The following is a 20389-nucleotide window of genomic DNA, read 5'->3' as shown; positions in this document are numbered from 1 at the left end:
CGCTTCCGCGCACACCTTTTTGATGATTCAGAGTGCGCTATAAATATTCACAATAGGGCGCGAATATTACGCAAAACGCGAGCCTTTGACAAGTGCTACGTCAATACATGAAGAAAAAAAACACAACACGTACGGTAACGTTTATCTATGGCGTTTTTTCAGTACAATCAGCATATATTTATAACCCTAAACCCGACGTTACCTTCCGATACAGTGAGGTAATCGGGGCGAGAAGCCCGGCTTTTGCGATGAATTTAGAAAAAATCAATGAGTTAACCGCGCAAGATATGGCGGGGGTCAATGCGACAATCCTTGAACAGCTCAATTCCGACGTGCAGCTGATCAATCAACTGGGGTACTACATCGTTAGCGGCGGCGGAAAACGCATTCGCCCAATGATCGCCGTACTCGCCGCGCGTGCAGTTGGCTACCAGCAAAATGCACACGTTACGATTGCAGCCCTCATCGAGTTTATCCACACCGCGACCCTGTTGCACGACGATGTTGTGGATGAGTCCGACATGCGCCGCGGAAAAGCCACGGCGAATGCGGCGTTTGGCAATGCGGCCAGCGTGCTGGTCGGCGATTTTATCTATACCCGCGCTTTTCAGATGATGACCAGCCTCGGTTCGCTGAAAGTGCTGGAAGTCATGTCGAAAGCGGTCAACGTCATCGCCGAAGGTGAAGTCTTACAGTTGATGAACGTCAACGACCCGGACATCACTGAAGAAAACTATATGCGCGTTATCTACAGTAAGACCGCGCGTTTGTTTGAAGCGGCTGCCCAATGCTCTGGCATTCTGGCTGGTTGCAGCGAAGAACAAGAGAAAGGGTTGCAGGATTATGGCCGTTATCTCGGTACTGCTTTCCAGTTAATTGACGATTTGCTGGATTACAACGCGGATGGTGAGCAACTGGGTAAAAACGTCGGTGATGACCTCAACGAGGGCAAACCAACGCTGCCGCTGCTGCATGCCATGCGCCACGGCACCCCTGAACAAGCACAAATGATCCGCCAGGCTATTGAGCAGGGTAATGGCCGTCACCTTCTGGAGCCTGTTCTGGAAGCGATGAACGCCTGTGGTTCCCTGGAGTGGACTCGCCAACGTGCAGAAGAAGAGGCTGATAAGGCCATCGCTGCGCTGCAGGTACTGCCTGATACGCCGTGGAGAGAAGCGCTGATTGGTCTGGCGCATATCGCCGTACAGCGCGACCGTTAATACCCTGCGGCATCTTTCATCATCCCGTGCCCTGCACGGGATGCTTTTATAAATTCCAATAAACACGTCCCCCTCTCCAGCAACCTTCGCATAAATTTGGCATATTCTGAATATACTCACACTTTACATGAACATTTTAGAATATTCGTTCTCCGGGCGTTATAGTATCTCCACAACCGATCGTGGAACCATAAGTCGATAACCAAAGGAGAGATGAGTTTATGGAAAACAAGCTGATTGACTGGCATCCGGCCGATATCATCGCCGGACTGCGCAAGAAAGGGACCTCAATGGCCGCTGAATCACGTAAAAATGGATTAAGCTCATCAACGCTGGCCAATGCGTTAACACGCCCATGGCCAAAAGGTGAGTTGATTATCGCCCGATCGTTGGGAACCGACCCGTGGGTGATTTGGCCGTCACGCTATCACGATGCAAAAACACATGAGTTTATCGACAGAACGCGGATGATGAGGGGACGCAAAGAGAAACAGAATCCTGAATGAACACTGATGAGTAGTAACCCCCGGTTCACAGAACTGGGGGTTACAAGAGACGTAGACGATTACTCGCCTTTCACGCGCTCAATGTTTGCGCCCAGCGCGCGCAGTTTATCTTCGATGCGCTCATAGCCGCGATCGATGTGATAAATACGATCGACTACCGTCGTACCTTCAGCAATACACCCTGCCAGCACGAGGCTTGCAGATGCGCGCAGATCGGTCGCCATAACCTGTGCGCCGGAGAGCGTTTCCACGCCGTGGCAAATCACGGTATTGCTTTCGATTTCTGCGTGAGCGCCCATACGGCTCAGCTCAGGCACGTGCATAAAGCGGTTCTCAAACACGGTTTCCGTGATGAAACCCGTACCTTCTGCCACCAGGTTCAGCAACGTGAACTGGGCCTGCATATCGGTAGGGAACGCCGGGTGCGGCGCTGTGCGCACATTGACCGCTTTCGGACGTTTACCGTGCATGTCCAGGCTGATCCAGTCGTCACCGACTTCGATATCCGCTCCCGCATCACGCAGCTTCGCCAGAACGGCATCCAGCGTGTCAGGTTGTGCATTACGGCAGATAATTTTGCCGCGAGAAATTGCCGCTGCCACCAGGAAAGTACCGGTTTCGATGCGGTCAGGCAGAACGCGATACACACCGCCGCCGAGGCGCTCAACGCCTTCGATGGTAATACGATCGGTACCCTGGCCTGTTATTTTTGCGCCCAGCGCAATCAGGAAGTTCGCGGTATCCACGATCTCCGGTTCACGCGCGGCGTTTTCGATGATGGTAGTGCCTTCGGCAAGCGTTGCTGCGCACATGATAGTGACCGTCGCGCCGACGCTCACTTTGTCCATGACGATATGCGCGCCTTTCAGGCGGCCATCAACGGACGCTTTCACATAGCCTTCTTCAAGCTTAATAGTCGCGCCTAACTGCTCCAGACCAGTAATGTGCAGGTCAACCGGACGCGCGCCGATGGTGCAGCCGCCCGGCAGTGAAACCTGGCCCTGGCCAAAGCGGGCAACCAGTGGCCCAAGCGCCCAGATGGATGCACGCATGGTTTTGACCAAATCGTACGGCGCACAGAAGACGTTCACGTCACGCGCATCAATGTGCACAGAACCATTACGCTCAACTTTCGCCCCCAACTGGCTCAGCAGCTTCATTGAGGTGTCAACATCCTTCAGTTTCGGGACGTTCTGGATCTCTACAGGTTCTTCAGCCAGCAGCGCCGCAAACAGGATCGGCAGCGCGGCGTTTTTAGCGCCTGAAATTGTGACTTCGCCCTGGAGCTTGGTTGGCCCCTGAACACGAAATTTATCCATTATTCTGTTCTCTGTTAAGAATTTATCTTCGCTACCGGCATATCACCCGTAGCTCAAAAACCGTTAAGTTTGCGATCGCGCGCCCATTCCGCTGGAGTAAACGCCTTAATCGACACGGCATGAATGCGGTTGTCCGCAATGTACTCCATCAACGGGCCATAGACCGATTGCTGTTTCTTGACCCGGCTCATGCCTTCAAACATCTCACCCACGGCAATAACCTGAAAGTGACTGCCGTCGCCAGAAACGTGGACTTCCTGGAGGGAGAGTGCATTCATCAGCACGCTCTGAATTTCATTATTTTCCATGGGCTCTTCATTCGTCAGATAGTGAAAACAGCCCAACATCTTAGAGCAAAGTGGCGCTGTCATAAATAAGCAAAAAGCCCCGCTGATAAATCAGACAAGGCTTTAGTGGCAGATCCCCCGCAGAGGATTTGCCGGATGGCGGCACAAGACCTTATCCGGCTTACAAAAATTAACGCGGAAGAACGTCGTCAGGCAAATTGTAAAGCTGCGCCAGCGTGTACACTTTATCGTTAACGCCAGCGAGCGAAACGCTGTTCCCCTGCTGCTTGCCCTCATTAATCAGGTGCAGCAGTAATGCCAGACCACCGGTATCCACCCGGGAAATCTGGTTCAGGTCGATGCAGGATACCCCTTTCATCGCCTCAACTCGCGCATCCCATAATGGGTTTAACACGTCCTGATCCAGCTCTCCCACCAGCACCAGCTTGTCGCCTTCACGCATCCAGGTGAGTGACTGCGTCATTATTTTTTCTCTTCCAGCGTGATTTTCTGCTGAGAAATAGATTTCAACTGTGCCGTCAGGCCATCAATACCTTTCGTACGCAGCAGGTCGCTCCACTCATTCTGTTTGGTGGTGATCATACTTACGCCTTCAGCAATCATGTCATACGCCTGCCAGTTACCCGTCTGGGAATTTTTACGCCACTGGAAATCCAGACGTACCGGAGGACGACCGTTTGGATCGATGATGGTTACGCGGATAGGCACGATGGTCGCATCACCCAGCGGCTGCTCAGGGGCAATCTGATAGGTCTGGCCGTGGTACATCGCCAGCGCCTGACCGTAAGCCTGCTTCAGATATTCACGGAATGCGGCGAAATAGGCGTCACGCTGAGCCGGTGTCGCATCTTTGTAGTATCGGCCCAGTACCAGTGCGCCTGCATACTTAACCTGCACGTAAGGCAGCAGTTCCTGATCGACCACCTGACGCAGGTAATCCGGGTTGGAACGGATTTTAGGTTGCTCGTTCTTCAGACGGTCAAACGTCTTCTGCGCCGCCTCATCCATCAGTTTGTACGGGTTCGTCTGGTCCGCTGCGGTTGCCGCGCTAAGTGGAGCAATCACCAGCATAGCCACCATCATCAATCGTTTAAACATACGTCGATTCTCCTGAGATTATTTCGTTGCGCCCGCAGGCGTAGTGGCTTCATTATTGCCTTCAGTTGCGGCTGGCGCATCGCCAGAATTCTTATTGTCATCACCTTTACTGTTGCTGTTGTAAAGGAACTGACCAATCATATCTTCCAGCACCATCGCAGATTTCGTGTCCTGAATCGTACCGCCATCTTTGAGGATAGACGTTCCCAGCTCAGGATCTTCAAAACCTACGTTCAATGCCAGATACTGTTCGCCCAACAGACCGGAAGTACGGATGCTCAGAGAACTGGTGTCAGGAATATGGTTAAAACGCGATTCAATTTCCAGCGTCACGCGCGGCAGGTACGTTTTCTGATCTAACGAGATGTCCGATACGCGTCCTACCACGACCCCGCCAATCCGCACCGGAGAGCGCTCTCTCAGACCGCCGATATTATCAAAGGTCGCATAAATCGTATAAGTCGGTTCAGTACGCATTGAGGTGACGTTCGCCGCCTTCAGGCAGACAAACAGCGCGGCCAGCAGCGCAACCAGCAGGAATAACCCGACCCAAATTTCATTTTTTTTCGTTTGCATGAACTCAATTCCCAAACATCAGTGCGGTCAGCACAAAATCCAGCCCCAGAACGGCAAGAGAGGCGTGCACTACGGTGCGTGTCGTTGCCCGGCTAATCCCGGCAGAGGTCGGGATAGCATCATAACCATTGAACAATGCAATCCAGGTGACCGTAATGGCAAACACCACGCTCTTAATCAGACAGTTGACCAGATCCAGACGCCAGTCGACGGCATTTTGCATAGCCGACCAGAAAAAGCCTGCATCAATACCTTTCCAGCTTACGCCAACCAACGACCCACCCCAGATCCCCACCGCGACAAATATAATCGTCAGCAGCGGCAATGAAATCACACCGGCCCAAAAACGTGGGGAGATCACTCGGCGCAGTGGGTCGACGGCCATCATTTCCAGGCTGGAAAGCTGCTCGGTCGCCCGCATCAGGCCAATCTCTGCGGTTAAGGCCGATCCGGCCCGCCCGGCAAACAACAGCGCCGCAACCACCGGCCCCAGCTCACGTAGCAATGACAGCGCCACCAGCATACCGAGGCTGGTTTCCGCACTGTAGGTCGTCAGCACCAGGTATCCCTGCAACCCCAGCACCATGCCGATGAACACGCCAGAAACAATAATGATCAGCATCGATAAGACACCGACATTATAGAGCTGGCGTATCAGCAGCGGCGCATGTTTGCGAAACTCCGGCTTGCCGACAACTGCATTGAACAACATTAATCCGGCTCGCCCGAACGTCCTGAGGGTTTTTATTCCCCGATGTCCGAGTGATGCCAGCGCATTTAACAACATGGGTGGCTTAACTCCCTGTTTTGAGTAAATCGATGTGGTAGTCGCCCGCCGGGTAACGGAACGGAACCGGTCCATCGGCAATGCCATCGAGGAACTGACGCACACGCGGATCGGCATTTTCTTGCAGCGCCTGAGCACTACCGTAGGCCACTATTTTTTTGTCCGCCATAATATAGGCGTAATCCGCAATACTCAGCACTTCTGGCACATCATGGGAAACCACCACGCAGGTGACGCCCAGTGCGCTGTTCAGTTCAGAAATCAGCTTCACCAGCACGCCCATGGTGATGGGATCCTGGCCGACGAACGGCTCATCAAACATAATAAGGTCTGGCTCCAACGCGATAGCACGTGCTAACGCGGCACGACGCGCCATCCCACCGGATAATTCAGAAGGCATTAATTTTGCCGCGCCCCGCAGGCCAACGGCCTCGAGCTTCATCATTACCGTGCTTTTCAGCAGCGGCGCAGGCAGCGTTGTATGCTCGCGCAACGGGTATGCAACGTTGTCAAACACATTCATATCAGTAAACAGCGCACCAGACTGGAATAGCATGCTCATGCGCTTACGCACGGTAAATAAACGCGAACGGGACATGGCCGGGACATTTTCGCCGTCAAACAGGATCTCGCCCTTATCCGGGGAGATTTGTCCGCCGATCAGACGCAACAGCGTCGTTTTGCCGATGCCTGATGGCCCCATGATCGCCGTCACCTTACCACGCGGCACCGTCAGGGAAATATTATCAAAGATGCAGCGGTCGCCTCGGGAAAAGCTGACATCGCGCATATCGATTAGATTCGCCACAGACTGACCCATTGATTCATCCTTTACTATTGCCTCGTTGATCGAAGAGCTTGGCGCTCAATTTAGCCCTGAACCCATCATATTTACAGATTATTACCTGTCCTGGTTAGCGAAAGCTGGCATTTGTTTTACTTTTTAGCCGCATAAAGTCAAAATTAAGAATTCGTGACGGCTTCCAGAAATCCTTCAAGTGGACCGGCGAGTATACCTGAAGAAAGGACTTTAGATGCTTTTAGCGACGGCGCTGTTAATAATTGGTTTACTTCTGGTGGTCTACGGTGCCGACCGACTGGTATTTGCCGCATCCATTTTATGTCGAAACTTCGGTATTCCCCCCATTATCATCGGGATGACCGTGGTCAGTATTGGTACATCGTTACCCGAGATAATTGTCTCCGTTGCCGCATCGATGAACGGGCAGCTTGATTTAGCCGTCGGTACCGCCATCGGCTCTAACATTACCAACATACTGCTTATTTTAGGCCTGTCGGCGCTGATTCATCCTTTTACCGTGCATTCTGATGTTCTGCGTCGTGAATTACCGCTAATGTTGCTGGTAAGCATCTTAGCCGCATCGGTCCTGTATGACGGGCAATTGAGTCGCAGCGATGGTTTCTTTCTTCTGCTTCTGGCCGTGCTATGGCTGTTATTCATTGTTAAAATCGCCCGTCTGGCTGAGCGTCAAGGTAACGACAGCCTTACCCGCGAGCAGATCGCGGAACTGCCGCGCGAAGGTGGATTACCGGTCGCCTTTTTGTGGTTGGGTATTGCGCTAATTATTATGCCAATGGCAACGCGTATGGTGGTAGATAACGCAACCGTACTGGCGAACTACTTCGCCATGAGCGAACTCACCATCGGGCTGACTGTGGTCGCCATTGGTACCAGCCTGCCGGAGCTGGCAACGGCAATTGCGGGTCTGCGTAAAGGCGAAAACGATATTGCCGTCGGCAACATCATCGGCGCGAACATTTTTAATATTGTTATCGTCCTCGGACTGCCGGCGCTGATTACGCCGGGTGAGGTCAATCCGATGGCCTTCACCCGTGACTATAGCGTCATGCTGCTGGTGAGCGTAATTTTTGCACTACTCTGCTGGCGACGTCCGCGCCAGATTGGTCGCGGCGCGGGTGCGCTGCTGACCGGCGGTTTTATCATATGGCTGGCGATGCTGTATTGGTTATCGCCACTTCTCGTTGGATAACTGGAAACGCATTATGTCGCACTTAGAGTTGCAACCGGGTTTTGACTTTCAGCAAGCAGGCAAGGAAGTCCTGGCAATTGAACGTGAAGGCCTGGCGGAGCTTGATCAGTACATCAACCAAAATTTTACTCTCGCCTGCGAGAAAATATTCAGCTGCCCGGGCAAAGTTGTAGTGATGGGGATGGGGAAATCTGGACATATCGGGCGGAAAATGGCGGCCACATTTGCCAGCACCGGCACCCCCTCATTTTTCGTGCATCCAGGCGAAGCCGCACATGGCGATCTGGGCATGGTCTCGCCGCAGGATGTAGTCATCGCCATCTCTAACTCCGGTGAATCCAATGAGATAGCGGCGTTAATCCCGGTGTTAAAACGTCTTCATGTACCGCTTATCTGCATGACCGGTCGTCCGGAAAGCAGCATGGCGCGTGCGGCAGATGTGCATCTGTGTGTTAAAGTGCCCAAGGAAGCTTGCCCGTTAGGCCTGGCGCCGACCAGCAGCACGACCGCAACGCTGGTGATGGGCGATGCGCTAGCCGTGGCATTATTAAAAGCGCGTGGCTTTACCGCGGAAGATTTTGCGTTATCTCATCCCGGTGGCGCACTAGGCCGTAAGCTTTTACTGCGCGTTAACGATATTATGCATACGGGCGATGAGATCCCGCATGTGACTAAAAGCGCCAGCCTGCGTGACGCCTTACTTGAGATCACGCGTAAAAATCTCGGCATGACCGTCATTTGCGATGATGACATGAAGATTGACGGTATTTTCACCGATGGCGATTTACGTCGCGTCTTCGATATGGGCGTTGATGTTCGCCAGTTAGGCATTGCCGATGTGATGACCCCTGGCGGCATTCGCGTGCGTCCGGGCATTCTTGCCGTCGATGCCCTGAACTTAATGCAGTCCCGCCATATCACCTCGGTAATGGTTGCTGATGGCGACCGGTTACTTGGTGTGTTACATATGCATGATCTGCTGCGTGCAGGTGTAGTGTAAGAAACTCAAGGATAAAGAAAATGAGTAAAGCAGGTGCGTCGCTTGCGACCTGTTATGGACCCGTCAGCACAGACGTTATCACCCGGGCAGAGAACATCCGTTTGCTGATCCTGGATGTGGATGGCGTACTGTCTGATGGTCTGATTTATATGGGCAACAACGGTGAAGAGCTGAAGGCTTTTAACGTCCGCGATGGTTACGGAATTCGCTGTGCGCTCACTTCCGGTATCGAGGTTGCCATTATTACCGGACGAAAGGCTAAACTTGTAGAAGATCGCTGTGCCACATTGGGGATCACGCATTTGTATCAGGGGCAGTCAGACAAACTGGTCGCCTTTAACGATCTCCTTAGCAAACTGGCGATCGCTCCTGAAAATGTTGCGTACGTTGGCGATGATCTGATCGACTGGCCGGTGATGGCAAAAGTGGGATTAAGCGTGGCGGTGGCGGATGCTCATCCTTTGCTGATCCCGCGGGCCGATTATGTCACCCGCATCGATGGGGGACGCGGCGCGGTACGCGAAGTCTGCGATTTATTACTCCTGGCGCAGGGCAAACTGGACGAGGCCAAAGGGCAATCGATATGAGCAAAACCAGACGTTGGGTTATCATTCTACTGTCGCTGGCTGTCCTTGTGATGATTGGTATTAATCTGGCAGACAAAGACGACACCGCTGAGGTCGTCGTAAATAACAACGAGCCAACCTATAAGAGCGAACATACTGATACCGTTGTGTATAGTCCCGAAGGCGCACTGAGCTATCACTTGATCGCGCAAAACGTTGAATATTATTCGGAACAAGCGGTTTCGTGGTTTACTCAACCGGTATTAACCACATTTGATAAGGATAAAGTACCGACCTGGACGATCAAGGCTGATAAAGCCAAATTGACCAACGATCGGATGCTATATCTGTACGGCCATGTTGAGGTCAACGCCCTGGTGCCCGACTCTCAACTACGCAGAATTACGACCGATAACGCACAGATTAACCTGGTGACACAAGACGTCACTTCCGATGATCTCGTCACGTTATATGGCACAACATTTAACTCCAGCGGACTGAAGATGCGCGGCAACTTACGCAGCAAGAACGCCGAGCTGATTGAAAAGGTTAGAACCTCATATGAAATCCAAAACAAACAAACTCAGCCTTAATCTTGTGCTTGCCAGCGCACTTCTGGCCGCCAGCATCCCGGCATTCGCCGTTACCGGCGATACCGAGCAGCCGATTCACATTGAGTCGGACCAGCAGTCTCTTGATATGCAAGGCAACGTGGTGACCTTTACTGGCAACGTGATTGTGACTCAGGGCACCATCAAAATTAACGCCGATAAAGTCGTCGTAACCCGCCCTGGCGGTGAAGACGGTAAAGAAGTCATTGATGGCTACGGTAATCCTGCAACCTTTTACCAGATGCAGGACAACGGTAAACCGGTTAAAGGCCACGCCTCACACATGCATTATGAACTGGCGAAAGACTTCGTCGTTCTCACCGGTAAGGCTTACCTGGAACAGCTCGATAGCAACATCACGGGCGATAAGATCACCTATCTGGTGAAAGAGCAGAAAATGCAGGCCTTCAGCGATAAAGGCAAACGCGTCACCACCGTTCTGGTACCGTCGCAGTTGCAGGACAAAAACAAGGCTCCGGCAGAGAAAAAAGGTAACTGATTCGTTATGGCAACATTAACTGCAAAGAACCTTGCAAAAGCCTATAAGGGCCGCCGTGTGGTGGAAGATGTCAGTCTGACCGTCAACTCCGGGGAGATCGTCGGTCTGCTCGGTCCTAACGGTGCGGGCAAGACAACGACCTTTTACATGGTGGTCGGCATTGTTCCGCGTGATGCGGGCAACATTATCATTGATGACGAAGACATCAGCCTGCTGCCTCTGCATGCGCGCGCGCGTCGCGGCATCGGCTACTTGCCGCAGGAAGCGTCTATTTTCCGTCGCCTGAGCGTGTTTGATAACCTGATGGCGGTGCTGCAAATTCGTGACGATCTTACCAGCGAGCAGCGGGAAGATCGCGCCAACGAGCTGATGGAAGAGTTCCACATCGAACACCTGCGTGACAGCATGGGACAGTCGCTCTCCGGTGGTGAACGACGCCGCGTGGAGATCGCCCGCGCACTGGCCGCGAATCCGAAATTTATCCTGCTGGATGAACCGTTTGCCGGTGTTGACCCGATTTCCGTTATTGATATCAAACGGATCATCGAACACCTGCGCGACAGCGGGCTTGGGGTGCTGATTACCGACCATAACGTTCGCGAAACGCTGGCAGTGTGTGAGCGCGCCTACATCGTGAGTCAGGGCCACCTGATCGCGCATGGCACGCCAACAGAAATACTGCAGGATGAGCACGTTAAACGCGTATACCTTGGGGAAGACTTCAGACTCTGATAGGGTAGAAGACTTCACGTCACCGCAGGAGAGAACAACTCTGAACATGAAGCAAGGTTTGCAACTCAGGCTTAGCCAACAACTGGCGATGACGCCTCAGCTACAACAGGCTATCCGTCTGTTGCAGCTGTCCACGCTGGAACTTCAGCAAGAACTTCAGCAAGCTCTGGAAAGTAACCCACTGCTCGAGCAAACCGATCTTCACGACGAAATTGATACCCAGGAAAAACAGGACAGCGAATCCCTCGACACCGCAGATGCTCTCGAACAAAAAGAGATGCCAGAGGAGCTGCCGCTTGACGCCAGTTGGGATGAAATTTACACCGCCGGTACGCCTTCTGGCACCAGCGGGGATTACATCGACGACGAACTGCCTGTGTATCAGGGTGAGACCACGCAATCACTGCAGGATTACCTGATGTGGCAAGTGGAGCTGACCCCGTTCTCGGATACCGATCGCGCGATTGCGACATCCATTGTTGATGCGGTAGACGAAACCGGTTATCTCACCGTAACCCTGGACGATATTCTCGAAAGCATGGGCGATGACGACGTCGGTATGGACGAAATCGAAGCCGTGCTTAAACGCATTCAGCGTTTTGATCCCATGGGCGTGGCGGCCAAAGATCTCCGCGACTGCTTACTGATCCAACTTTCACAGTTTGATAAAGCCACGCCGTGGCTGGAAGAAGCGCGCCTGATCATCAGCGATCACCTCGATCTGTTAGCCAACCATGACTTCCGCACGCTGATGCGCGTAACCCGGCTGAAAGAAGATGTGCTGAAAGAAGCCGTCAATCTTATTCAGTCCCTGGACCCCAGACCTGGGCAGTCTATCCAGACCGGGGAGCCAGAATACGTTATTCCGGATGTACTGGTGCGTAAGCATAACGATCGCTGGGTGGTCGAACTCAACGGCGACAGCATTCCACGGCTGCAGATTAACCAGCACTACGCCGCCATGTGCAACAGCGCGCGCAACGACGCTGACAGCCAGTTTATTCGTAGCAATCTGCAGGATGCAAAGTGGCTGATTAAAAGCCTGGAAAGTCGCAATGATACGCTGCTGCGCGTCAGTCGCTGTATCGTTGAACAGCAGCAAGCCTTCTTTGATCAAGGCGAAGAGTTTATGAAACCGATGGTGCTGGCGGATATCGCCCAGGCCGTCGAGATGCACGAATCGACCATTTCCCGAGTGACCACGCAAAAGTATCTGCACAGTCCGCGCGGCATTTTTGAATTGAAGTATTTCTTTTCCAGTCACGTTAACACTGAAGGCGGAGGCGAAGCCTCATCCACAGCTATCCGTGCACTGGTGAAGAAATTAATTGCTGCGGAAAACCCCGCGAAACCGCTGAGTGACAGCAAGTTAACCTCTATGCTGTCAGAACAGGGTATCATGGTGGCACGCCGCACTGTTGCGAAGTACCGAGAGTCTTTATCCATTCCGCCGTCGAACCAGCGCAAACAGCTGGTCTGACCCAACCGATAAGGAAGACACTATGCAGCTCAACATCACTGGAAACAACGTCGAAATCACTGAAGCCTTACGCGATTTTGTTAATACAAAATTCGCCAAGCTAGAACAATATTTCGACCGGATTAATCAGGTCTATATTGTGTTGAAAGTGGAGAAGGTGACACATATCTCGGATGCAACACTGCATGTGAACGGTGGCGAAATTCATGCCAGCGCGGAAGGTCAGGATATGTACGCCGCCATTGACGGTTTAATTGATAAACTGGCTCGGCAGTTAACAAAACATAAAGATAAACTGAAACAGCACTAACTTGTCCGGGCAGTTAGCGGGTGCAGGACGGCCTGTTGTGTAGCACAACAGGCCATTTGTACAGTTAGCGCTTAGGTGAAATTATGACAAATAACGATACGACTCTACAACTGAGCAATGTTCTTAACCAGGAATGTACACGCGCTGGCGTTCACTGCCAAAGCAAGAAACGCGCGCTGGAAATCATCAGCGAACTGGCGGCAAAACAGCTCAGCTTGCCCTCTCAGGTGGTATTTGAAGCCATTCTGACGCGTGAAAAAATGGGCAGTACCGGCATCGGTAATGGAATTGCTATCCCGCACGGAAAGCTGGAAGAAGACACGATGCGCGCAGTTGGCGTGTTTGTGCAACTTGAAACGCCTATTGCTTTCGACGCCATTGATAATCAACCCGTCGATCTGCTTTTCGCCCTGCTGGTTCCGGCAGACCAAACCAAGACGCATTTGCATACGTTGTCGCTGGTCGCTAAACGTCTGGCCGATAAAACCATCTGCCGCCGCCTGCGCGCAGCACAGAGTGACCAGGAGTTGTATCAAATCATCACGGACACCGAAGGTGGACTGGATGAAGCATAACAACCCAATGGCATCCTTTTTTGTCGTTGTGAGGAGAAACAGTACATGGTACTGATGATCGTCAGCGGTCGTTCGGGGTCAGGAAAATCTGTCGCCCTGCGAGCGCTGGAAGATATGGGTTTTTACTGCGTGGATAACCTTCCCGTAGTGCTGTTGCCCGATCTGGCTCGTACTCTGGCCGATCGCCAGATTTCTGCGGCCGTCAGCATTGATGTGCGCAACATGCCTGAGTCCCCAGAGATTTTCGAGCAGGCAATGAACAATCTGCCTGAAGGCTTCTCACCACAGTTGCTGTTCCTTGACGCCGATCGTAACACCCTGATTCGCCGCTACAGCGACACGCGTCGCCTGCATCCTCTTTCCAGCAAGAACTTATCTCTGGAGAGCGCTATCGATAAGGAAAGCGATTTGCTGGAGCCTCTGCGCTCTCGTGCTGACCTGATCGTGGATACCTCCGAAATGTCCGTGCACGAACTGGCGGAAATGTTGCGTACCCGCCTGCTGGGCAAGCGTGAACGCGAATTGACGATGGTATTCGAATCCTTTGGTTTCAAACACGGTATCCCAATTGACGCGGATTACGTCTTTGACGTGCGCTTCCTGCCTAACCCGCACTGGGATCCGAAGCTGCGCCCGATGACCGGTCTTGACCGCCCCGTCGCCGCCTTCCTTGACAGGCACACAGAAGTACACAATTTTATCTACCAGACTCGCAGCTATCTTGAGCTATGGTTACCCATGCTGGAGACCAACAACCGCAGCTACCTCACCGTAGCTATCGGCTGTACCGGCGGGAAACACCGTTCGGTGTATATTGCAGAGCAGCTGGCAGACTACTTCCGCTCACGCGGTAAAAACGTACAGTCACGCCATCGTACGCTGGAAAAACGTAAATCATGACCGTGAAGCAAACCGTTGAAATCACAAATAAGCTGGGTATGCATGCTCGCCCAGCCATGAAACTGTTTGAATTGATGCAGGGTTTTGAAGCAGAAGTTTTGCTGCGTAATGATGAAGGAACGGAAGCCGAGGCAAACAGTGTTATCGCTCTGCTGATGCTGGATTCCGCCAAAGGGCGTCAGATAGAAGTTGAAGCCACGGGTCCACAGGAAGTGGAAGCCCTGGCAGCGGTGATTGCCCTGTTTAATTCAGGATTTGATGAAGATTAGTCGAGTACCTGAAGCGCTGCGCTCATCAGGCCTACACGGCAACGTCACACTCCCGTAGGCCGGATCCGTATCCGGCAATAAACCCGTTAATACAGCTTATTTTCCCGCATAAACGACTCACCGCCTAGCTGGCGCATTTGGCGCATAATCCACGCCTGACGGCTACGTACATAACCAGAAGGCGCATTCGCTTTAAAACGCAAAGGATTGGGTAATACCGCCGCCAGCAAGGCCGCTTCAGACAGACTCAGCCGACTGGCTGGCTTATGGAAATAGCGCTGCGCCGCTGCCTCCACGCCGAAAACCCCATCACCAAACTCAGCAATATTCAGGTAAACGGTCAGAATACGCTTCTTGCTCCAGACGGTTTCCATACCCAGCGTTAGCCCGGCTTCAAGACCTTTACGCACCCAGCTACGTCCATCCCACAGAAAGAGGTTTTTTGCCGTCTGTTGCGATAACGTCGACGCCCCGCGAATACGGTTTTCATTACGTTCGTTGTGCGCCAGCGCTTTCTCTATAGCGGAAACATCGAATCCCCAGTGCTCGGGAAACTTCTGGTCCTCCGCGGCGATCACCGCCAGTCCCATCCACGGTGAGATCTCATCCATGCTCACCCAGTCTGAGTGCGCCACATAACCGAAATCACCGGACAGCCATGCGCTCAGTTGCCGCTCGACCATCACGGCAGAGAAAGGGACTGGCATCACGCTGAAAAGTGCGATGCCCCCGCCCCAAAATACGGCGAGGACAACGACCGCCCGCAGAAAGATACGTCGCAGAAAGGCGGTAACTCCTTTTCTCATTCAGCCAGCACCAGCACACGTGATACCAGTTTATCGATACCACTCGCGGCCTGAGCAATGTCCTGCGCCAGCATATAGGCGGGAGTGGTGACGATTTTGTTGTCTTCATCAACGACAATGTGATCAACCGGACAAGGCACATGTTCTGCGCCCATCTCTTCCAGCACCTCTGCCGTATCAATATCAGTACCGATGGTCAGACGCAGCGGAAAGTCAAAAATTTTAGGTAACATGGCAGGCGCAATGCACATAAATCCCAGCGGCTTACCCGCCTGATGCATAGCCACCGCCAGCGCAGCTAAGTCGCTATCAACTCGGCACTCACTGCCCTGGCTGGCAAAATTGCTCAGATTTTTGGCCGCGCCAAACCCGCCTGGCACGATCAACGCATCCAGTTCCGTTGAGACTGCCTGAGCAAGTGGGCGAATATCACCGCGTGTTATACGGGCGGCTTCAATCAGCACATTACGCGTTTCCTGCATCGGCTCGCCGGTCAGATGATTAATCACATCCGCTTGTTGTTTATCCGGTGCGAAACAGACGGCCTGAGCGCCGTTGCGGGCAATCGCCAGAAGCGTGAGAACAGTTTCATGGATCTCTGCGCCGTCATACACGCCGCATCCGCTGAGCACTACACCCACTTTTTTCATCGTGATACTCCTTTCTCAACTGGCTGAAACATATTAGTTATTATGATTTAAATGCTACGCTTCACACATTTAACTGATTCATGTAACAAATTATTTAAGATTTGCTATCTTAACTGCGTGCGGCCTGAAAATTAGGGCTGCGCCCTTGTAAACAATGATAATAATTTACGGCGCAGCCACGATTTCCCTGGTGTTGGCGCAGTATTCGCGCACCCCGGTCAAGCCGGGGTCATTTTTTTCCACGCTCGCCACCCAGGCCTTCAATACCGCCACGTCGTGCTGCCACTCCTGCTTCATCTCTTCAATCCATTCAGCAACATTATCTTCCCAGGCTGGAAGGTCTGGCGACTGGATTTGCTGACCTAACTGTTGCAGGTGGCGCAGCCCCACGGAACCTGCCGCGCCTTTAATTTTATGGCCTTCCTCAACAACGCCTTTTTTATCCCGTGCGGTCAGATTGGACTCCAGCACGCTCAAATATCCCGGCATCATCTTCTCAAACACCGCCAGCCCGTCGGTTATTAACTTCGGTCCCACCAGCTCGAGGTATTGTTCCAACATAGGAATATCTAACAGCGCTTGCGATTTACTGCTCTCTTCAGATGTCACAGTGCTCTCCTCTTTGTTTCGGGTATCCCAGTATTTTTTGATCATGGCGGTTAACGCCGGAACCGACAGCGGCTTACTCAGCACATCGTCCATTCCCGCGTCCAGATACTCTTTTTTATCTTTCAGAACGTTGGCGGTAAGCGCAACCAGCGGCGGCAGGTCCTCACGGGCGTATTTTTGCGTCAGCTCGCGCGAGATATCCAGACCGGTCATATCCGGTAGCTGAATATCCAGCAGCACCAGGTCATATTCGCCCGGCGTGAACATTTCCAGCGCGGCTTTCCCGTTCATGGCGACATCCACGCTGTTGCCCAGTTTTTCCAGCACTGAACGCGCGACAATAACGTTCAGTTCGATATCTTCCACCAGCAGCACATTCAGGGCTGGCAGCGGCATGTCGTCGTCTTCAAAGGCGTCTTCAATCTCTTCCGCTACCGCAGGCGCATGCACGGTCAGCGTAAAGATGGAGCCTTTGCCAGCCTGGCTGGAGACCGTAATATCACCGCCCATGTTTTTCGCCAGACGCTTCGATACGGCCAGTCCAATCCCGGTTCCCGTTGCCGGTTTGCCGCCATTGCTGTCCTTCACCTGATAATACATGGCGAAGATTTTATCTTGCTCATCCTGCGGAATACCGATCCCGGAATCTTCAACCTCGAAATGCAGTATATTCCCCTGGTCATAGCGCGCCCGCACGGTTACCTGCCCCTGCTGGGTAAACTTCACGGCGTTGCTGATCAGATTCCACAGAATCTGGCGCAAACGCGTGCCGTCGGTAATGACCTTATGCGGCAGTGGTAACGTCGGCTCAAGTACAAAACGCAGCCCTTTTTGCTGCGCCTGCAGGCCAGAGAGGTTTTCCAGATCCGCCATAAAGCTGGTGAAATCGATCGGCTGGTTATCGAGCTGAACTTTACGTCGCTCCATTTTATCCATGTCGATAATATCGTTGAAAATATTCCCCAGCGTCACGGCAGAGACGTGGATTGTTTTCAGGTATTTTTCCTGCTCAGCGGTCAGATCCGTATCCAGCAGGATCCGGCTTAAGCCGACAATGCCGTTAAGCGGGGTGCGCAGTTCGTGGCTGATGGTAGAAATGAAGGTGGTCTTATCGCGGCTGGCGCGCTCTAACGCATCCTGATAACGCTTACGCTCGGTAATATCGCGCCCAAAGCCCATCAGACCATGCCGCTTACCTACGCGGTCATAGTAAGGTACTTTGCGAATTTCAAAGCAGGCTTTGCGCCCGTCCGGATAGTCCAGCCACTGTTCGTAGGTGAGCGAGACGTTATGACGGAACACCTTCTCGTCGGTTTCAATGACCTTTTCTGCCGCCTCAGGGGAGTAAACATCAGCCGGTTTTAAATTTACCAACTGCTTTTCGCTCTTGCCGGTCAGCAGTTCCATGGCACGGTTACAGCCGGAAAATTCTTTATCTTCATTACGATAAAAAACCAGATCCGGCGAGGCATCAAGGAAAGAGCGTAAAAAGGAAGACTGCTGCTCAAGCTGAATCTGCGCTTCTTCGCGCTCTTTGATTTCAACCTTCAACTGCTCGAACGTATCCTGGCGCTCCGCTTCGGCTTTTTCGCGCTCAACAATTTCCTGATTAAGCTGGGCAATATTATCTTTCAACTGCACATTGAGCTTGAGATCGCGCTCGCGCATCTCTTCCAGCTTTTGTACCAGTCGTGACAAGCGTTGCCGGGACTCTTCCAGTTGCTCCACCACCACTGACAGAAAATAGACGGCCCAGGGGGTAATTAACAGACCAAAAAAGATAGAGCGGATAACATCAATGCTTTCTACCTGGCCATGCAGCACCATGGTGACAGCCATCTGCACCACAATCGCCAACACGACCAGCGCCAGCGCCAATAACAGCGAAAAGCGCACCAGACCCAATTTCATCATCAGGTCGACGTAATATTGCGCCAGCATACGGATTTGCTTCATAGAGGGTTCCTTCACGACAACTTGGCACAATAATACTCAATTCTCAGCGTGACGTTGAAGATTGTGCAAGAAATGCGGAGGTTATCGGTGAAATGACCGAGGAGAGATTCAACGTGGGCCTGATAAGCGTAGCGTCATCAGGCAAGCAGGCGCAGATTGCCGGATGGTTAGCTCCCAGGCTGAATCCACGGAGTGCCAAGCGCAGAGCCTTGAACACCATGAGCATTGAGATAGCGATCCAGTTCGACCATCCCGGTCCAGCGGTTTTCACACCATAGCGGAGCCAACAGCATTGGGCGACGCGCGCTGGCAGAGATTCGATGATAAATCACCTCTGGCGGCGTATGGCGGATCATCTCCCCGGCGGTAACCGTGTAGTCGTCCAGTTCAATTCCGTTCAGCCGTCCGGCTTCCCAGGCCTTTGCCATCGTACTGCCTTTCACAATATGCAGCGGATGCAGCTTAATACCGTCAACGCCCGTCTCCACCACTCGTTCCATGGTTTGCAGACAGTCTGCCTGTCCTTCGCCCGGCAGGCCAACAATCAGGTGTGAGCACACTTTCAGCCCGCGCTCGCGCGCCAGCCGCGTAGTGTTCTGATAGCAGGCAAAATCATGGCCGCGGTTAATCCGGTGCAGAGTTTTGTCATGCGCAGTTTGCAGACCGAGCTCCAGCCATACCTCATAGCCGAGGTCTTTATACTCACAAAGCAGATCGAGTACCGCATCCGGCACGCAGTCGGGGCGCGTCCCAACGCATAACCCGACGATGTTGGCCTGGCTGACCGCCTGTTGATACATCGAACGCAGCACCTGTACTTCCGCGAAGGTGCTGGTATAAGCCTGGAAATAGGCCAGATAGCGTCTGGCGCGATTGACCAACTGCGCCTGATGCTCAAGCTGCTCGGCAATTGAATGGTGCTGCTGTGCTTCATCGGCAAACGAGGCGACATTACAGAAAGTACATCCGCCGCGTCCGATGGTGCCATCACGGTTTGGACAGCTAAAGCCGCCGTGCAGCGTGAGTTTATGAACCTTTTGCCCATAACGGCGAGAAAGATCCCCACCAAACATATTGACTAATTTCTGTAACTGCATAATCTGGTAGACCGCGCCTTGAAAAGAGGCCAAAGCCTGCCATTTTTTGCCCCAGTCGGCGATGACCTGGATCAATCGCCCTGGCGAGCCTTTATTTATTGCATAACAAATCAAAATAATCGAAATTTCATTCACTCAAAATATAATTACTTTTCCTTATATCCAGCTGTTTTTTTTATCTTCTTATACTCTCAGCGTAAAAACAGTATCTTTAAGACGCCAAAACCCTAAAAACCAGCATAAAATGCCAAGTATATCGATAAACAAAGGGAGGACGAGAGATATCCGGCCTCTCTTACAGTGAGACAGATCACACTTCCCAGGGCATCCTCCTCAGGTTATATCAATGTATAAAACCCTTTTATTTCAATATTTTCATAAAGTTAATTGCCCAATAGCACATTTTTGCATAAATAAGATTGCCATTTGACCTGTGTGTGGATTCCCGATAACTTGGAAATCCGCTGGAAGCTTTCTGGATGAGCAGTCTGCTCATCATATTT

Annotated in this window: 24 protein-coding genes; 13 read left to right on the top strand and 11 right to left on the bottom strand. The window is 52.3% G+C overall.

Features of this window, described 5'->3' with window-relative positions; translation table 11 throughout:
* Window positions 1-248: 248 nt before the first annotated feature.
* Both ispB and sfsB read left to right on the top strand, forming a co-directional pair.
* On the top strand, window positions 249-1220 hold the full coding sequence (gene ispB / locus HV302_RS02725) for an octaprenyl diphosphate synthase (protein WP_046276012.1): 972 nt from the start codon (window positions 249-251) through the stop codon (window positions 1218-1220).
* 221 nt (window positions 1221-1441) lie between these two features.
* The gene (gene sfsB / locus HV302_RS02720; protein ID WP_016154679.1) at window positions 1442-1726 is read left to right on the top strand and encodes a DNA-binding transcriptional regulator SfsB; all 285 of its coding nucleotides are present in this window, start codon (window positions 1442-1444) and stop codon (window positions 1724-1726) included.
* Window positions 1727-1785: 59 nt separating this feature from the next.
* Here the strand turns inward: sfsB and murA are convergent, their stop codons facing one another.
* From murA to mlaF, 7 genes are all read right to left on the bottom strand, one after another.
* Window positions 1786-3045, bottom strand: a complete 1260-nt coding sequence (murA, locus tag HV302_RS02715; protein WP_003839949.1) for a UDP-N-acetylglucosamine 1-carboxyvinyltransferase — start codon at window positions 3043-3045, stop codon at window positions 1786-1788.
* Between the two features lie 53 nt (window positions 3046-3098).
* Complete coding sequence (gene ibaG / locus HV302_RS02710; RefSeq protein WP_003025040.1) at window positions 3099-3353, bottom strand: BolA family iron metabolism protein IbaG; 255 nt, start codon at window positions 3351-3353, stop codon at window positions 3099-3101.
* Between the two features lie 169 nt (window positions 3354-3522).
* Entirely contained in the window at window positions 3523-3816 is a 294-nt protein-coding gene (gene mlaB, locus HV302_RS02705) for a lipid asymmetry maintenance protein MlaB (protein ID WP_016154680.1), read from the bottom strand.
* Window positions 3816-4451 (bottom strand): phospholipid-binding protein MlaC, encoded by a 636-nt coding sequence (gene mlaC / locus HV302_RS02700; protein ID WP_016154681.1) that lies wholly within the window; start codon window positions 4449-4451, stop codon window positions 3816-3818. Before mlaC ends, mlaB begins: the two co-directional genes overlap by 1 nt.
* Window positions 4452-4469: 18 nt before the next feature.
* On the bottom strand, window positions 4470-5027 hold the full coding sequence (gene mlaD / locus HV302_RS02695; RefSeq protein ID WP_016154682.1) for an outer membrane lipid asymmetry maintenance protein MlaD: 558 nt from the start codon (window positions 5025-5027) through the stop codon (window positions 4470-4472).
* Window positions 5028-5031: 4 nt separating this feature from the next.
* A complete protein-coding gene (mlaE, locus tag HV302_RS02690; protein WP_003025053.1) occupies window positions 5032-5814 on the bottom strand; it encodes a lipid asymmetry maintenance ABC transporter permease subunit MlaE in 783 nt (260 codons plus the stop codon).
* A 7-nt stretch (window positions 5815-5821) separates the two neighbouring features.
* A complete protein-coding gene (gene mlaF / locus HV302_RS02685; protein ID WP_016154683.1) occupies window positions 5822-6634 on the bottom strand; it encodes a phospholipid ABC transporter ATP-binding protein MlaF in 813 nt (270 codons plus the stop codon).
* Window positions 6635-6848: 214 nt separating this feature from the next.
* Between mlaF and HV302_RS02680 the strand changes: the two genes are divergently transcribed.
* The 11 genes from HV302_RS02680 to npr all read left to right on the top strand — a co-directional run bounded on the left by HV302_RS02680 (window position 6849) and on the right by npr (window position 14768).
* Complete coding sequence (locus tag HV302_RS02680; RefSeq protein WP_016154684.1) at window positions 6849-7826, top strand: calcium/sodium antiporter; 978 nt, start codon at window positions 6849-6851, stop codon at window positions 7824-7826.
* Between the two features lie 13 nt (window positions 7827-7839).
* A complete protein-coding gene (gene kdsD / locus HV302_RS02675) occupies window positions 7840-8826 on the top strand; it encodes an arabinose-5-phosphate isomerase KdsD (protein ID WP_016154685.1) in 987 nt (328 codons plus the stop codon).
* A gap of 20 nt (window positions 8827-8846) precedes the next feature.
* Window positions 8847-9413, top strand: coding sequence for a 3-deoxy-manno-octulosonate-8-phosphatase KdsC (gene kdsC / locus HV302_RS02670; RefSeq protein WP_181626882.1), 567 nt, complete (start codon window positions 8847-8849; stop codon window positions 9411-9413).
* Window positions 9410-9985: an LPS export ABC transporter periplasmic protein LptC gene (gene lptC / locus HV302_RS02665; protein WP_016154687.1), complete on the top strand. Its 576-nt coding sequence runs from the start codon at window positions 9410-9412 to the stop codon at window positions 9983-9985. The genes kdsC and lptC overlap by 4 nt, the downstream gene beginning before the upstream one ends.
* The gene (gene lptA, locus HV302_RS02660) at window positions 9954-10502 is read left to right on the top strand and encodes a lipopolysaccharide ABC transporter substrate-binding protein LptA (protein WP_016154688.1); all 549 of its coding nucleotides are present in this window, start codon (window positions 9954-9956) and stop codon (window positions 10500-10502) included. The genes lptC and lptA overlap by 32 nt, the downstream gene beginning before the upstream one ends.
* Window positions 10503-10508: 6 nt before the next feature.
* Window positions 10509-11234, top strand: coding sequence for an LPS export ABC transporter ATP-binding protein (lptB, locus tag HV302_RS02655; protein ID WP_003025073.1), 726 nt, complete (start codon window positions 10509-10511; stop codon window positions 11232-11234).
* A 46-nt stretch (window positions 11235-11280) separates the two neighbouring features.
* Window positions 11281-12714: an RNA polymerase factor sigma-54 gene (rpoN, locus tag HV302_RS02650; RefSeq protein WP_181627436.1), complete on the top strand. Its 1434-nt coding sequence runs from the start codon at window positions 11281-11283 to the stop codon at window positions 12712-12714.
* A gap of 22 nt (window positions 12715-12736) precedes the next feature.
* On the top strand, window positions 12737-13024 hold the full coding sequence (gene hpf / locus HV302_RS02645) for a ribosome hibernation promoting factor (RefSeq protein WP_003025078.1): 288 nt from the start codon (window positions 12737-12739) through the stop codon (window positions 13022-13024).
* Between the two features lie 83 nt (window positions 13025-13107).
* Window positions 13108-13599: a PTS IIA-like nitrogen regulatory protein PtsN gene (gene ptsN / locus HV302_RS02640; protein ID WP_016154690.1), complete on the top strand. Its 492-nt coding sequence runs from the start codon at window positions 13108-13110 to the stop codon at window positions 13597-13599.
* A gap of 45 nt (window positions 13600-13644) precedes the next feature.
* Window positions 13645-14499, top strand: a complete 855-nt coding sequence (gene rapZ / locus HV302_RS02635) for an RNase adapter RapZ (protein ID WP_003025085.1) — start codon at window positions 13645-13647, stop codon at window positions 14497-14499.
* Window positions 14496-14768, top strand: coding sequence for a PTS phosphocarrier protein NPr (npr, locus tag HV302_RS02630; RefSeq protein ID WP_003828770.1), 273 nt, complete (start codon window positions 14496-14498; stop codon window positions 14766-14768). Before rapZ ends, npr begins: the two co-directional genes overlap by 4 nt.
* Window positions 14769-14854: 86 nt before the next feature.
* Here npr and mtgA read toward each other — a convergent pair whose 3' ends face one another.
* From mtgA to HV302_RS02610, 4 genes are all read right to left on the bottom strand, one after another.
* Window positions 14855-15574: a monofunctional biosynthetic peptidoglycan transglycosylase gene (mtgA, locus tag HV302_RS02625; protein ID WP_016157575.1), complete on the bottom strand. Its 720-nt coding sequence runs from the start codon at window positions 15572-15574 to the stop codon at window positions 14855-14857.
* On the bottom strand, window positions 15571-16224 hold the full coding sequence (gene elbB, locus HV302_RS02620) for an isoprenoid biosynthesis glyoxalase ElbB (RefSeq protein WP_181626881.1): 654 nt from the start codon (window positions 16222-16224) through the stop codon (window positions 15571-15573). The genes mtgA and elbB overlap by 4 nt, the downstream gene beginning before the upstream one ends.
* A 165-nt stretch (window positions 16225-16389) precedes the next feature.
* Window positions 16390-18789 carry an aerobic respiration two-component sensor histidine kinase ArcB gene (gene arcB, locus HV302_RS02615; protein WP_181626880.1) on the bottom strand — a complete coding sequence of 800 codons (2400 nt, stop codon included), beginning with the start codon at window positions 18787-18789 and terminating at the stop codon, window positions 16390-16392.
* Window positions 18790-18956: 167 nt separating this feature from the next.
* Complete coding sequence (locus tag HV302_RS02610; RefSeq protein WP_049040958.1) at window positions 18957-19886, bottom strand: TIGR01212 family radical SAM protein; 930 nt, start codon at window positions 19884-19886, stop codon at window positions 18957-18959.
* Window positions 19887-20389: the final 503 nt, after the last annotated feature.

This window comes from Citrobacter sp. RHBSTW-00859 (assembly GCF_013729795.1).
Classification (GTDB): domain Bacteria; phylum Pseudomonadota; class Gammaproteobacteria; order Enterobacterales; family Enterobacteriaceae; genus Citrobacter; species Citrobacter braakii.
The sequence above is the reverse complement of the archived record's forward strand: the minus strand, read 5'-3'. Positions and strand labels throughout refer to the sequence as shown.

What these genes read in the sequence shown, in the direction of transcription:
- ispB (WP_046276012.1), top strand. Translation starts at nt 249, where the DNA reads ATGAATTTAGAAAAAATCAATGAGTTAACCGCGCAAGATATGGCGGGG.
- sfsB (WP_016154679.1), top strand. Translation starts at nt 1,442, where the DNA reads ATGGAAAACAAGCTGATTGACTGGCATCCGGCCGATATCATCGCCGGA.
- murA (WP_003839949.1), bottom strand. Translation starts at nt 3,045, where the DNA reads ATGGATAAATTTCGTGTTCAGGGGCCAACCAAGCTCCAGGGCGAAGTC.
- ibaG (WP_003025040.1), bottom strand. Translation starts at nt 3,353, where the DNA reads ATGGAAAATAATGAAATTCAGAGCGTGCTGATGAATGCACTCTCCCTC.
- mlaB (WP_016154680.1), bottom strand. Translation starts at nt 3,816, where the DNA reads ATGACGCAGTCACTCACCTGGATGCGTGAAGGCGACAAGCTGGTGCTG.
- mlaC (WP_016154681.1), bottom strand. Translation starts at nt 4,451, where the DNA reads ATGTTTAAACGATTGATGATGGTGGCTATGCTGGTGATTGCTCCACTT.
- mlaD (WP_016154682.1), bottom strand. Translation starts at nt 5,027, where the DNA reads ATGCAAACGAAAAAAAATGAAATTTGGGTCGGGTTATTCCTGCTGGTT.
- mlaE (WP_003025053.1), bottom strand. Translation starts at nt 5,814, where the DNA reads ATGTTGTTAAATGCGCTGGCATCACTCGGACATCGGGGAATAAAAACC.
- mlaF (WP_016154683.1), bottom strand. Translation starts at nt 6,634, where the DNA reads ATGGGTCAGTCTGTGGCGAATCTAATCGATATGCGCGATGTCAGCTTT.
- HV302_RS02680 (WP_016154684.1), top strand. Translation starts at nt 6,849, where the DNA reads ATGCTTTTAGCGACGGCGCTGTTAATAATTGGTTTACTTCTGGTGGTC.
- kdsD (WP_016154685.1), top strand. Translation starts at nt 7,840, where the DNA reads ATGTCGCACTTAGAGTTGCAACCGGGTTTTGACTTTCAGCAAGCAGGC.
- kdsC (WP_181626882.1), top strand. Translation starts at nt 8,847, where the DNA reads ATGAGTAAAGCAGGTGCGTCGCTTGCGACCTGTTATGGACCCGTCAGC.
- lptC (WP_016154687.1), top strand. Translation starts at nt 9,410, where the DNA reads ATGAGCAAAACCAGACGTTGGGTTATCATTCTACTGTCGCTGGCTGTC.
- lptA (WP_016154688.1), top strand. Translation starts at nt 9,954, where the DNA reads ATGAAATCCAAAACAAACAAACTCAGCCTTAATCTTGTGCTTGCCAGC.
- lptB (WP_003025073.1), top strand. Translation starts at nt 10,509, where the DNA reads ATGGCAACATTAACTGCAAAGAACCTTGCAAAAGCCTATAAGGGCCGC.
- rpoN (WP_181627436.1), top strand. Translation starts at nt 11,281, where the DNA reads ATGAAGCAAGGTTTGCAACTCAGGCTTAGCCAACAACTGGCGATGACG.
- hpf (WP_003025078.1), top strand. Translation starts at nt 12,737, where the DNA reads ATGCAGCTCAACATCACTGGAAACAACGTCGAAATCACTGAAGCCTTA.
- ptsN (WP_016154690.1), top strand. Translation starts at nt 13,108, where the DNA reads ATGACAAATAACGATACGACTCTACAACTGAGCAATGTTCTTAACCAG.
- rapZ (WP_003025085.1), top strand. Translation starts at nt 13,645, where the DNA reads ATGGTACTGATGATCGTCAGCGGTCGTTCGGGGTCAGGAAAATCTGTC.
- npr (WP_003828770.1), top strand. Translation starts at nt 14,496, where the DNA reads ATGACCGTGAAGCAAACCGTTGAAATCACAAATAAGCTGGGTATGCAT.
- mtgA (WP_016157575.1), bottom strand. Translation starts at nt 15,574, where the DNA reads ATGAGAAAAGGAGTTACCGCCTTTCTGCGACGTATCTTTCTGCGGGCG.
- elbB (WP_181626881.1), bottom strand. Translation starts at nt 16,224, where the DNA reads ATGAAAAAAGTGGGTGTAGTGCTCAGCGGATGCGGCGTGTATGACGGC.
- arcB (WP_181626880.1), bottom strand. Translation starts at nt 18,789, where the DNA reads ATGAAGCAAATCCGTATGCTGGCGCAATATTACGTCGACCTGATGATG.
- HV302_RS02610 (WP_049040958.1), bottom strand. Translation starts at nt 19,886, where the DNA reads ATGCAGTTACAGAAATTAGTCAATATGTTTGGTGGGGATCTTTCTCGC.